The sequence below is a fragment of the Dactylosporangium sp. McL0621 genome, from assembly GCF_049995355.1.
In the GTDB taxonomy this organism is placed as follows: Bacteria; Actinomycetota; Actinomycetes; order Mycobacteriales; family Micromonosporaceae; genus Dactylosporangium.
Map to the genome: position 1 here is coordinate 4,094,216 of NZ_CP188259.1, position 11,992 is coordinate 4,106,207.

At 74.8% G+C, this 11,992-nt stretch carries 13 protein-coding genes; 8 read left to right on the top strand and 5 right to left on the bottom strand.

The genetic code is table 11. The features are described 5' to 3' along the window. Positions 1-8: 8 nt before the first annotated feature. From ACPPVO_RS19395 to eccCb, 4 genes are read left to right on the top strand one after another with little or no spacing between them, the layout of a single operon-like run. A complete protein-coding gene (locus ACPPVO_RS19395; RefSeq protein ID WP_426512603.1) occupies positions 9-902 on the top strand; it encodes an ABC transporter ATP-binding protein in 894 nt (297 codons plus the stop codon). Then, positions 899-1,972: an ABC transporter permease gene (locus ACPPVO_RS19400; RefSeq protein WP_426512604.1), complete on the top strand. Its 1,074-nt coding sequence runs from the start codon at positions 899-901 to the stop codon at positions 1,970-1,972. The genes ACPPVO_RS19395 and ACPPVO_RS19400 overlap by 4 nt, the downstream gene beginning before the upstream one ends. Before the next feature lie 33 nt (positions 1,973-2,005). Continuing rightward, positions 2,006-2,188, top strand: coding sequence for a hypothetical protein (locus ACPPVO_RS19405; protein ID WP_426512605.1), 183 nt, complete (start codon positions 2,006-2,008; stop codon positions 2,186-2,188). 42 nt (positions 2,189-2,230) lie between these two features. After that, on the top strand, positions 2,231-4,891 hold the full coding sequence (eccCb, locus tag ACPPVO_RS19410) for a type VII secretion protein EccCb (protein WP_426512606.1): 2,661 nt from the start codon (positions 2,231-2,233) through the stop codon (positions 4,889-4,891). Between the two features lie 145 nt (positions 4,892-5,036). On the opposite strand, the gene ACPPVO_RS19415 is transcribed toward eccCb, so the two are convergent. After that, positions 5,037-5,687, bottom strand: a complete 651-nt coding sequence (locus ACPPVO_RS19415) for a hypothetical protein (RefSeq protein WP_426512607.1) — start codon at positions 5,685-5,687, stop codon at positions 5,037-5,039. 469 nt (positions 5,688-6,156) lie between these two features. Between ACPPVO_RS19415 and ACPPVO_RS19420 the strand changes: the two genes are divergently transcribed. Then, positions 6,157-6,771, top strand: coding sequence for an HdeD family acid-resistance protein (locus ACPPVO_RS19420; RefSeq protein WP_426512608.1), 615 nt, complete (start codon positions 6,157-6,159; stop codon positions 6,769-6,771). Between the two features lie 62 nt (positions 6,772-6,833). After that, the gene (locus ACPPVO_RS19425; protein ID WP_426512609.1) at positions 6,834-7,220 is read left to right on the top strand and encodes a PLD nuclease N-terminal domain-containing protein; all 387 of its coding nucleotides are present in this window, start codon (positions 6,834-6,836) and stop codon (positions 7,218-7,220) included. A 10-nt stretch (positions 7,221-7,230) separates the two neighbouring features. On the opposite strand, the gene ACPPVO_RS19430 is transcribed toward ACPPVO_RS19425, so the two are convergent. From ACPPVO_RS19430 to ACPPVO_RS19445, 4 genes are all read right to left on the bottom strand, one after another. Further along, positions 7,231-7,716 (bottom strand): hypothetical protein, encoded by a 486-nt coding sequence (locus ACPPVO_RS19430; protein ID WP_426512610.1) that lies wholly within the window; start codon positions 7,714-7,716, stop codon positions 7,231-7,233. Between the two features lie 78 nt (positions 7,717-7,794). Continuing rightward, the gene (locus ACPPVO_RS19435) at positions 7,795-8,934 is read right to left on the bottom strand and encodes an alpha/beta hydrolase family protein (protein WP_426512611.1); all 1,140 of its coding nucleotides are present in this window, start codon (positions 8,932-8,934) and stop codon (positions 7,795-7,797) included. A gap of 187 nt (positions 8,935-9,121) precedes the next feature. Further along, the gene (locus ACPPVO_RS19440) at positions 9,122-9,577 is read right to left on the bottom strand and encodes a hypothetical protein (protein WP_426512612.1); all 456 of its coding nucleotides are present in this window, start codon (positions 9,575-9,577) and stop codon (positions 9,122-9,124) included. Beyond that, the gene (locus ACPPVO_RS19445; protein ID WP_426512613.1) at positions 9,574-9,930 is read right to left on the bottom strand and encodes a DUF6069 family protein; all 357 of its coding nucleotides are present in this window, start codon (positions 9,928-9,930) and stop codon (positions 9,574-9,576) included. Before ACPPVO_RS19445 ends, ACPPVO_RS19440 begins: the two co-directional genes overlap by 4 nt. A 109-nt stretch (positions 9,931-10,039) precedes the next feature. Between ACPPVO_RS19445 and ACPPVO_RS19450 the strand changes: the two genes are divergently transcribed. After that, positions 10,040-11,134 carry a sensor histidine kinase gene (locus ACPPVO_RS19450; RefSeq protein WP_426512614.1) on the top strand — a complete coding sequence of 365 codons (1,095 nt, stop codon included), beginning with the start codon at positions 10,040-10,042 and terminating at the stop codon, positions 11,132-11,134. A 50-nt stretch (positions 11,135-11,184) separates the two neighbouring features. Next, complete coding sequence (locus ACPPVO_RS19455; protein WP_426514653.1) at positions 11,185-11,775, top strand: response regulator; 591 nt, start codon at positions 11,185-11,187, stop codon at positions 11,773-11,775. Positions 11,776-11,992: the final 217 nt, after the last annotated feature.

Consider the following 11,992-nt stretch of genomic DNA (forward strand, 5'->3'; position numbering starts at 1 on the left):
TGATGCCCATGAGTGACGCACTGCGGGTGGAGGCGGTCAACCGGCGCTTCGGCGACCGGCAGGTGCTCTCCGACATCACGTTCGATGTCGGTACCGGGCGGATGACCGGCTTCGTCGGGGCCAACGGCGCCGGCAAGACCACGACGATGCGCATCATTCTCGGGGTCCTCGCCGCCGACTCGGGCACGGTGACCTGGCAGGGCGCGCCGCTGAGCAAGGAGATCCGCCGGCAGGTCGGCTACATGCCGGAAGAGCGTGGGCTGTACCCGAAGATGAGCGTCCGCGAGCAGCTCATCTACCTCGGCCGGCTGCACGGGCTGACGCTGGAACGGGCCCGGCGCAACGCCGTCGAGCTGCTCGAGCGCCTCGGCCTCACCGAGCGCGCCGACGACCCGCTGCAGCAGCTGTCGCTGGGCAACCAGCAGCGCGCCCAGATCGCCGCCGCGCTCGTGCACGAACCGGTCCTGCTCGTGCTCGACGAGCCGTTCTCCGGCCTCGACCCGCACGCGGTCGACACCGTCGTCGGCGTCCTGCGGGAGCGGACCGCGGCGGGCGTGCCGGTGCTGTTCTCCAGCCACCAGCTCGACGTCGTCCAGCGGCTCTGCGACGACCTCGTCATCATCGCCGCCGGGCGGATCCGGGCCACCGGCACCGGCGACGAGCTGCGCGCCCGGTTCGCCGAGCCCCGCTACGAGCTGCGGGTCGACGGCGACACCGGCTGGCTGCGGGACCACCCCGGGGTCACGGTCGTCGACCTGGACGGCGACCGGGCGGTCTTCGACCTCGCCGAAACCGCGGACGACCAGGTTGTACTCCGGGAAGCCCTCGCCCGCGGCCCCGTGCGCGCGTTCGGCCCCGTCGTTCCCTCGCTCGCCGAGATCTTCCGAGAGGTGACCCGATGAACCTGCTGGAGGCGGTCCGGCTCGTGGCCGCGCGCGAGCTCAAGGTGAAGCTGCGCGACAAGACGTTCCTGTTCAGCACCCTGTTCTTCCTGCTGTTCGCGTTCGGCTCCTCGGTGCTGCCGGCCCTGTTCGCGGGCGGGCCGTCCTCGGTCGCGGTGGCGCAGTCCTCGCCGTACGAGGGCAGGCTGCGCGACGCGGGCCTGAACGTGAAGGTCGTCGCCGACCCCGAGAAGACCGTCCGCGACGGCGACGCCGACGCCGCGGTCGTGGCCGAGGGCGACTCGGCCGAGGTGCTCGCGATGAAGGACGCGCCGAACGACGTCGTCTCGGCGTTGTCGGTCGCTCCGGAGGTACACCTTCTGGATCCCGACGCCGTCGACCAGCTGGCCGCCTTCCTCGTGCCCTTCATGTTCGCGCTGGTCTTCTTCTTCACATCGCTGACGTTCGGCATCCAGATCGCGCAGAGCGTCGTCGAGGAGAAGCAGACCCGCATGGTCGAGATCCTGGTCGCGGCCGTGCCCGTGCGGGCCCTGCTCATCGGCAAGGTCGCCGCCGGCGGCATCCTGGCCCTCGCCCAGGTCGCGCTGATCGCGGTCGTGAGCATCGTCGGCTCGCAGTTCAGCGACGACGCCGGCACCCTGCTGCCGCTGCTGGCCCCGGCGATGAGCTGGTTCATCCCGTTCTTCGTGCTCGGCTTCATCATGCTGGCCGCGCTGTGGGCCGCCGTGGGCGCACTCGTCAACCGCCTCGAGGACGTGTCGAGCGTCGGCATGCCCGTGCAGCTGCTGGTGATGCTCCCGTTCTTCCTGGTGATCTTCCTCGGCGACAACCCGGCGGCGATGCGCATCCTGTCCTACGTCCCGTTCTCCGCCCCCACCGCGATGCCCGTCCGCCTCTTCGACGGCTCCGCGGCGGCCTGGGAACCGTTCGCGTCGCTGGTCATCCTGGCCGCGGCGGCGGCCGGCGCGCTGCTGGCCGGGGCGCGCATCTACGAGGGCTCGCTGCTGCGCACGAACGGCCGCACGTCGTGGGCCACCGCCTGGCGCGACCGCGAGCTGCGCAGCATCTGACGACGTCGATGCAACCCCCGCGCGACTCGTTACGTGTCCAGGCCGTGGACCGAGAACAGGAGTTCGCCGAGTACTACGCGGCGCGGCTGGCTCGTCATCGCGGCGGAGTTCCCCTACACCTACCGCCCCACCGGCGCCGCGGACTGGCTGTCGCAACCGGTGCTCACGCCGGCGCACCTGGCCGCGCTGGCCGCGGACCCGGGGTTCCTGCCGTAGGCGGGGGCCGCGCTCACCGGGCGTTCCGGCTACGGTGGGGCGGTGTCAGACCCCCGCCTCGCCGCCGCGCGGGAGACGCTCGAGCGCCGGTATCCGGTGGAGTCCGCGCTGCGGGCGGTGGACGAGCTGGGCGAGCTCGCGCTGCGGCCCGGCAGCGACCTGCTCGCCATCGTGCGGGCGCTGGCCGGCGCGACCGAGGACGGGCCCGAGCCGCTGGTGGCCGCCGCGCGGTCCGCGCTGCTGGACATCACCCGGCAGGTGCCCGCGCCGGCGGTGGCGGACGACGGCCGCAGCGACCAGGTGCCGTTCGAGGCGCTGCACGGCCTCGGCGACCCGGCCGCCTTCGACCCGGCGCGGTGCTGGCCGTCCCGCCCGGGCGGCGACCGGCTCCGCGTGCCGCTCGGCGTGGGGACGGACGGCGCGCCGGTCACGCTCGACTTCAACGCGGGCCCGCACGGCCTGATCGTGGGCGCGCCCGGCTCGGGCAAGTCGGAGCTGCTGCGCACGTTGATCCTCGCGCTCGCCGTCACGCACTCGCCCGAGGAGCTCAACTTCGTCTTCGTCGACCACTACGGCGGCTCGACCTTCAGCGCGCTGCAGAGCCTGCCCCACGTCGCGGCGATGATCACCGGGATCGCGGCGTCGCCGGACCTGGTCGACCGCTTCCTCGACACCGTCGCCGGCGAGCTCGCCCGGCGGGCCGAGCCGGCCCGGACCGCGCCGGCGCTCTTCGTCGTCGTCGACGAGTTCACCGAGCTGCTCTCCCTCAACCCCGGCATCGTCGACCTGTTCGTGCAGATCGGCCGGGTCGGGCGGTCGCTCGGCGTGCACCAGCTGCTCGCCTCGCAGCGGCTCGAGGAGGGGCGGCTGCGCGGCCTGGACAACTACCTGTCGTCCCGGATCGCGCTGCGCACGTTCACCGCGCGGGAGAGCCGCGTCCTGGTCGGCATGCCCGACGCGTTCGAGCTGCCCATGACCCCCGGCGCCGGGTACGTGCGGTCCGGTTCCGAGGCGCCGGTCCGGTTCCGCGGGCCGATGGCGTACCACCGCTACTGGCCCCCGGCCGGCCCGGCCTGGGAGCGCGTCCTGCGGGGCCTCGCGCCCTGGGGCCGGCCGAACGTGGCCGAGGTGCTCACCGAACGGATGCGCGCCGCGGCCCCGCCCGCGACCCCGATGTGGCTGCCGCCGCTGACCGAGTCGCCGACCTTGGGCGACCTCCTGGGCCCGCTCGTGGCGGACCCGGAGGGCCTGCGGCGGGACGGTGTGCCACTCGCCCGGGTGGACCGGCCCTTCGAGCGGCGGTACGACGTCCTCAGGACCCCGCTCGACGAGGGCAACATCGCGATCGTCGGCGCCCACCAGAGCGGGAAGTCGACCGCGCTGCAAACGCTCGCGCTCGGCCTGGCCCTGGCCCACAAGCCGGTCGAGGCGCAGCTGTACGTCCTGGACCTCGGCGGCCGGACCCTCGCCCCGCTGGCCGGCCTGCCGCACACCGCCGCCGTCGCCGACCGCCACCGGCGCGACCTGGTGCCGCGGATCGTCGGCGAGCTGCACGCCCGCCTGGACCGCGAGCCGGCCGGACGCGCCTATCTGCTCATCGACGACTGGGGCGCGGTACGCCAGGATTTCGAGGATCTCGAGGTGCTGCTCCACGACCTGGCCCGGCGCGGGCCCGCCCACGGCATCCGCCTCGTCGTCACGGCGCGGCGCTGGGCCGAGCTGCGGCCCGGGCTACGCGACGCCTTCACCACCCGGATCGAGCTGCGCCTGGGCGACCCGGCCGAGTCGGAGCTCGACCGGCGGGACGCGAGCCGGATCCCGTACGACCTCCCCGGGCGCGGCCTCACCGCCGACCGCCGGCCCATGATGGTGGCCCGCCCGCGGCTGGCCGGGGACGGCGACCTCGACGCGGCGGTCGCGGCGATCCGCGCGGCCTGGCCGTTCGAGCCGGTGCCGGCCGTCGAGGAGCTGCCCGGACGGCTGTCGCCCGAGGCGCTGCCCGAGCCGCGGCGCGGCCGGATCCCGATCGGCGTCGAGCAGCTCGCCCTGCGGCCGGTGGTCGCGGACTTCGAGGCCGACCCGCACCTGATCGTGCTGGGCGACGACGGGTCCGGCAAGACCTCGTTCCTGCGCGGGCTCGCCCGCTCGATCGAGCGGGCGTACCGGCCGGAGGAGGCCCGGATCGTCGTGCTCGACTACCGCCGGCACCTCCTCGGCGCGGTGGCGCGGTCGCACCTGATCGGGTACTGCACCGGCCCCTCGGCCGCCGCCGACGTCCTGGGCGAGGTCGTCAAGGCGCTCGGCGAGCGGGTGCCCGGCCGGTGGCGCGGGCCCGAGCTGTTCCTCCTCGTCGACGACTACGACCTCGTGGCCGGGGCCGCCAACCCGCTGTCGGGCCTGCTGGACCTCCTGCCGCGGGCCGGCGACATCGGGCTGCACCTCGTGGTCGCCCGCCGGGTCCAAGGCGCCGCGCGGGCGATGTTCGAGCCGGTCCTCGCGCTCCTGCGCGACCTGTCCGCGGCGGGGATCGTGCTGTCCGGCCCGCGCGAGGAGGGCCAGGTGCTCGCCGGCGTCCGGCCCGAGCCCCTCCCGCCCGGCCGGGGCCGGCACGTGTCGCGCCGGCACGGACGGCAGGTCGTCCAGCTGGCCTGGCACGGTCCACCGCCACGAGGGATCGCGAACCCCGCGGCCGCTGACGTTTGATGGTGGCCATGCGCAACGACGCCGACACCAAGATCCTGCTCACCGAGGCCGAGATGCCCCGCCGCTGGTACAACATCGTGGCCGACCTGCCGTCGCCCCCGCCGCCCGGTGCTGCACCCCGGCACGCTGCAACCGGTCGGGCCCGTCACAGCAGCGCCACGCCGTGGGCGTTCGCACCGGGCAGCCACAGCCAGGCGTCGACCACGTGTTCCTTCTCGGACACCCCCACGCGCCGGCACCAGCCGGGACGGACCGCCGACCGCCCGCTCTCGACCCAGTCGCGGTGTACCCCCTCGGACATGAGGACCGCCAGTTCCACGCCCTCGGCCGCGCCGATCGCCTGGCGCAGCGGCCGGGCGTTGACCAGCCGGCTGACCCCCACGACCGCCCGGCCCGCGAAGCCGTTCCGCGACAGGTCGACCGGGCCGTCGTCGAGGGCAAGCCGCAGCCGCAGCCACGACTGCGGGTCCCGGGCCCGGTTGTACCGCCACAGGGCCGCCGCGAGCTCCAGGCCGAAGTCGCCGACGACGCGCCCCAGCGGCTCGCCGGCGGGAATCAACGCGAGCTCCGCGTCACCGCTCGGCTGCCGGGTCCAGCGGCGGCGGTCGAGGCCGGCCCGTGCTCCCGCGAGGTCCAGCAGGTCGATCAGATGCCGCTGAATCTCCGCCTGCCCGAGGTCGTCGCGGCCGCTGTACGCCTGGACGTCGACCGCGAGACACATGTACCGCGCCGTCATTTCCGGCGGGCGCGCCTTCGTGAGCCGGCGGCGCGCGAGGATGTTGTGCAACTGCTGCATCGGGACTCCTGGTTGCCAGATGATCGGGTCCCGGCCGGGGCGCCCTTGGTTGACGATTGGCACTCCACCAGCCCGGGCCGCCCTCCGGCCACGCATCCGGAGCAGTCCGAAGGCATCCGGACGCCGGCAACGTGCTGAGCTGCCCTTACGCGGCGGCTTCCCGGCCATGCCGCCGCCGGTTCCGGACACCTACGGATGCCTCCGATCAGTTCTACGCAAGGTTCCGGCCGGGGCCACCGAGCGAAGACGACGACGATGACGTGGACCGGTTGCTGCGCGCCGCGACCATGACGCAGATCGAAGCCGCCCGGGAAGCTGGCGCCCCGCGCCTTCGCGATCGCACGGGCTGGGCAGTCCCGCCCATTCACCCCGCGCGGGTCATGGACGGCCTCCCCCGCGGGTGGACCGTGAGGTTGTGAGGTGATTCCGGCCTCGCACAAGGAGCGGTGTGCGAAGGGAGGTGCGGCCCATGGCCAGCATGTCGGGGCACGCTCAGCACCCGGCGGCGGCGACGGTTCGTCGTGACGTCGAGGTGCCGTTCTGGCGGTTGGTCGGCGTCGGTGTGGCCACGGCGCTGTTCGGTGTTGCGGTGCTCGCCTGGCCACATGCCACGCTGCGGTTGCTCGGGGTGCTCGCCGGCGTTTGGCTGCTGGTCATCGGGGCGATGCGCATTGCCGGGGCGTTCCGGCGGCGTCCGGCGACCGCGCGCCACGTGTCGGTCCAACAGGTCGTCGACGGGCTGTTCGGGGTGTTGCTGCTGGCCGTCGGCATCGCGAGCCTGAGCTCGGCCCGGGCCGGGGTGGTCACGGTGTCGGTGCTCATCGGCCTGGCCTGGCTGCTCAGCGGGTTCGCCGCGGTGCTGCTCGGGCTGTTCGCGTCCGGAGGGGCGCGGACGTCGCTGCTCGCGCTGGGCGGCGCGGCGATCGTGGTCGGCGTGCTGTTCGTGGCATGGCCCGGCGTGTCGCTGCGCGTGCTGGTGCTGCTGACCGGCATCAGCGCTGTGGTGCTCGGGGCGGTCGAGATCGCGATCGCGGTTCAGGCGCGGCGGTCCGCGGCCGCGCCGATCGAGAAATCAACGGTTTGACGTCTGGGAGGTCGACGATGGACCTGTCGTTTGGTGACATTGTGCTTTCGACCATCTGGTTCATGCTCGTGTTCGCATGGATCTGGTTGATGATCAGCATTCTGACGGACCTGTTCCGGGACCCGTCGGTGTCCGGGTGGGGCAAGGCGGTCTGGACGGTTTTCCTGATCGTGCTGCCCTGGATCGGGGCGCTGACGTACCTCATCGCCCGAGGCCGCTCGATGAACGAGCGCTCGGCGCAGCGGGCGCGGGAGCAGGACGAGCGCATGCGGCAGTACGTGCGCGAAGCCGCCGGCTCCGCGGGGGCGCCGGCCGTGTCGAGCCCCGCCGACGACCTCGGCAAGCTCGCCGATCTGCGGCAGCGGGGCGTGCTCAGCGACTCGGAGTACGAGCGGGCCAAGTCGGCACTGCTCGGCATGAACGGCAAGCCGGCCCGGCAACCGCTGTGACGATGCCGGGTCAGTGAAGAGCGGCCTTGAGCACGATGAGCGCCACGCCGAAGCTGCCGGCCACGGCGGTGGAGGCGAGGCGCTCACCGGTGCTCAGCCGGCCGAGGCGGCCGATCTCCCAGCCGCCCAGGGCCAGCAGGCCGGTGTTGCACGCCAGCGCGACGAGCACCGCCTGGTACTGCTCGACCCGCAGGACCTCGAGGCCGACGAGCACGACCAGCGGCAGCGCCGACGCCGTCACGATCTCCCAGCCGAGCGAGAGCTGCCGGCGTACCTCGGCCCAGCTCGGCCGGTGGCCGTCGTGTATGCGCTCGGCGACGAGCCGGGCATAGCGCTCGGCGCTCCAGTAGACCGCGAGCGTGAGTAGCACCGCCGCCGCGGTCGCCGCCGCGGAGTGTGCGTGCGAGGTCGCCATGACGGCGGCGCTGACGATGAGCCCGTAGATCCCGGCCGCGGTGCCTTCCTCGGTACCGCGCCGGATCAGTCGTTGCCGCACGCCCGCAGTTACCCGCGCCGCCCGGCGTAAGCCCCGCCCGGCGAGGACTACCCCGGGGACTCACCCCGCCGCCGCGGATCAAGGGATGAACCGCAGCTCCGGGAAGGCACGGCTCGGGCCGCCGAGGATGCGCTGCCGCCGGTGGCGCAGGTGCTGGTCGAAGAAGGCCAGTGGGTACACCTGCTGGATCCGCACGGCCCGGGACGGGTCGAGGGTGCCGATCCAGTCGGCGCGGTCCTCGGCGCTCATCCCGGTCAGCGTGGCCAGCTGCGGGATCAGCCACTGGTGGTCGCAGTACGCCCCGTGGCGCGCGCCGTCGGCCTGCACGTTGAGCCGCCATCCGCGCAGCCGCGACCAGAACTCCTCGACGCTCGGCTCGGCGGCCCGGCCGAACTCCGCGGTCATCAGCATGAACGGCCGGTCGAGGCCCTCGACCGGCGGCTGCGACTGCATCGGGCCGTCGAAGCCGAGCCCGGCCCGCACGCGGCGGTCCTGGTTCATGACGAGGGCGGTCGCGGTCGCGCCCTTCGACCAGCCGAACATGCCGACGCGGCGCAGGTCGAGCGCGTCGCCCAGTCCGGCCGGCAGCGGGCGGCGCCCGGCGTCGGGGTTGCGCCCGGCGGCGATGTCCTCGATGCGGTCGAGGACGAAGCGGACGTCGTGGGCGTGGTCCCACGGCGTGACCGGCAGGTCGTCGGCGGGGACGGTGAGCTCGTTGTACGAGTCGGCGGAGTCCACCGTGACGACGGCGTAGCCGTGGCTGGCGAGCTCCTGGACGACGATGGTGGTCTCGGAGCGGTGGCCGCCGGCGCCGTGCGAGAACAGGACCACGGGCCGCCGGTCGGTTGTCCGCAGTACCGCCGCGCCCGTGCGGCCGGCCGTGAGGGGCGCCGCCGCGACGCCGGGGTCGAAGCCGTTGTCCGCGAGCAGCGCGCGCATCGGCGCCGCGGGCATCCACGGCGCGACCGGATGGCGCCGGGCGTCCGCGGCGGCCGGATACCACACGCCGGCCATCAGGTCCCGCCCGCCGGGGGCGCCGGCGAGGCGGAGGTCCACGGTGCCGACGTCGTACGGCCCGGTGGGGCGGGGCAGTGTGAGCCGGGCCGGACCACCGGGCGCGGCGGCCCACCCGCGGCCGGCGGCGAGCGGAGCGGCAACCCCGGCGGCGAGCGCGGCGGCGAGCAGGCGCCGGCGGGTCAGTTCGGGCTTGGTTGTCATGCCAATAGGTTTCCATAACAAACCAATTTGCGCCAGTACCAAGCCAGGCCCGGCGGCCGCGGGACTCGTCGACCACCGGCCCGACCGGCCGGAAGCGGACCAGGCTCGGCCGGGTCACCGCCGAGCCGGCGCGCCATCTCGGCCGCACGACGGTCCAGCCCGCGAGGTCGAACGGGTCGGGGCCGGCTTACCGCGGTCCTCTGGCCCCCGACGCCATGGCGATCGCCATCGCGGTGATCAGCCGCTGCCGCCGGCGGGTCAGCACGGCGAAGCAGGCGGTCAGCACGACGAGGTCCGCCTCGGCCCAGTCGCCGGTGACCTCGACCCGCAGCCGTCCGCCCCGCCAGCCGGACTGCACGTGGACCCGGGCCTCGCCGCGGGTCAGGGTGGCCGAGTGCCGGCCCAGGCTCCAGCGCGCCGCCGCGCCCGCGCCCGGCACGCGGGCGCCGTCCGGGCGCAGGGCGACCACCGGCCGGCCGTCGATGCGCGCCGCCACGCCGAGGCGGCGGCGGTCGGTGGCCTCGACGTCGAAGTCGCCGGCCGCGGTGCGCAGGGTGCCGCGCCGCATCGAGCCGCGGGTGTGCAGGGTGGCGTCGCCGAAGGTCCAGCGGCCGTGTGCGCGCCGGACCAGGTGCGCGGTCATCGGGGCAGCCCGGCGAGCAGGACGGCGCCGACGGTCAGGTGCAGGGCGGCGAGCCCCGCCACCGCGCCCGCGGTCGCCGCGCCCAGGGGACCGAGCAACGACAGCAGCAGTACCGCCGCCGCCGTCACGACCCAGATCGTCCGGCCCCGGCGTGTGGTGCGCTCGAGCACCGCGAGCAGCGCCCAGCCCAGCAGCCCGGCGAGGGCGGCGGTGACCCCGACCGCGACCGCCCCGACCGGGCCCTGCCCGGGAACGCTCAGGTCGGCGCCGGCGGCGTGCACGAGCAGGAACACGGCCTCGGCCGCGACGACGGCGGCCCCGACGACCCCGGCCCGCGGCAAGGAAGTTGTCATGCCGACGAGTCTGGGCGCGGGGCCGGGCCCGCCACATCGACCGCCCGGCACGCCCGGCTACGACTTTGGTCGGTGGCCGCCGCAGTTGATCAACGCCTAGCCTGCATCCGTGACCCCCAACGGACCGCCGCGCCTCGCCGCCGCCATCGTGGCGGTCGCGATCGGCGCGCTGACCGCGGCGAGCCTGCTGGCGACGCACGGCCCGCTCGACATCGCGGCCGGCGGGCTCGCCGTCGCGGGCGTCGTGGTGGCGCTGTACCGGCCGATCGCGGGCGGCCTCGCGCTGGGCGTGCTCGCCGCGCTCTCCCCGGCAGCGACGCCGGCCGCGACCTCCGCCGTCTTCACCGCCGCGCGGCGCCGTCCGCTGCGCGATGCGGTGGTGGTCGCGCTGACCGGCCTCGCCGGGCACGCGGTGCAGGGGTTCTGGCGGCCGTACCCCGGGCTCGCCTACGGCTGGTGGCTGCTGCTCATGGCCGTTGCCCACGCGGCGCTGTTCGGCTGGGGCGTGTGGGCGCGGGCCCGCCACGAGCTGCTGCTGTCCCTGCGCGAGCGGGCCTGGCGGGCCGAGGCCGAGCAGGGCCGCCGGGTGCGCGAGGCCCGGCTCGCCGAACGCACGCTCATCGCCCGGGAGATGCACGACGTGCTCGCCCACCGCCTGTCGCTGCTGGCCATGTACGCGGGCGCGCTGGAGTACCGCCCCGACGCCCCGCCCGAACGCCTGACCGAGGCCGCCGGCGTCATCCGGCAGGGCGTGCACCAGGCGCTGGACGAGCTGCGCGAGGTCATCGCGGTGCTGCGCCACGAGGACCTCGGCGCCGTGCACTCCCTGCCCGACGTGCCGGAGCTGGTCGCGGAGGCCGTCGCCGCCGGCCAGACCGTCCACCTCGACCACCGCTGCGCCGGCGCGGACGTGCCGCCCGCGGTCGGCCGCACCGCCTACCGGGTCGTGCAGGAGGCGCTCACCAACGCCCGCAAGCACGCGGCCGGGCGGCCGGTTACGATCAGGCTGGAGATCGATGGGGGTCGACTGGTGCTCGACGTACGCAACCCGGTCACGGAGGACCTGCCGGACCTGTCCGGCTCGGGGGTGGGCCTGATCGGCCTGACCGAGCGCGTCGGCCTGGCCGGCGGCACGCTGGAGCACGCCGTGACGGCCACGGGCGAGTTCCGGCTGCGGGCGGAGCTGCCGTGCACGAGCGGTTAGTCCGGGTCCTGGTGGTGGACGACGATCCATTGGTACGCGCGGCGCTCACGATGATGCTCGACGGCGCGGCCGGCATCGAGGTCCTGGCGACGCTGACGGACGGCGACGAGCTCCCGGCGGCCCTGGACCGCCACCGCGCCGACGTCGTCCTGATGGACCTGCGCATGCCCCGGGTCGACGGCATCCAGGCCACGCGCCGCGCAAGGGCCCGGCCCCAGCCGCCCGAGGTCATCGTCCTGACGACCTTCGACACCGACGAGCACGTGGTCCGCGCGCTGCGCGCCGGCGCGAGCGGCTTCCTGCTCAAGGACACCCCGCCGGAGCGCATCGTCGACGCCGTACGCCGCGTCTCGGCGGGCGATCCGATCCTGTCCCCGGCGGTGACCCGCCGCCTCATGGCGCGGGTCGCGGCGGACGCGGCCGGCTTCGAGCGCGCCCGCGGCCAGCTGTCCGCCGTGAGCCCGCGGGAGCGCGATGTGGCGGTCGGCGTCGCGCGCGGCCTGACCAACGCCGAGATCGCGGCCGAGCTGTCGATGAGCGTCGCGACGGTCAAGGCCCACCTGACCCACATCATGACCAAGCTGGACCTGGACAACCGCACCCAGCTGGCGATGCTCGTCCACGACGCCGACCTGCTGTAGCGGGGCCCTCCTACCCGCTCGGGGCGCTGCGCAGGGGCAGGGGCAGGGTGACCGTGGTGCCGCCGGTGTCCCGGCCGGCCAGGTGGATCGCGCCGCCGTGCTGCTTGGGGCGTGCCGCCGCCGTGTGCCCCCGATCCGGCCCAGGCCGCCACCGGCCCTGCGGCGCCGCCGCTACCGGTCAGCACGACGGCCAGCACCGCACCGCCCAATGCGGCAC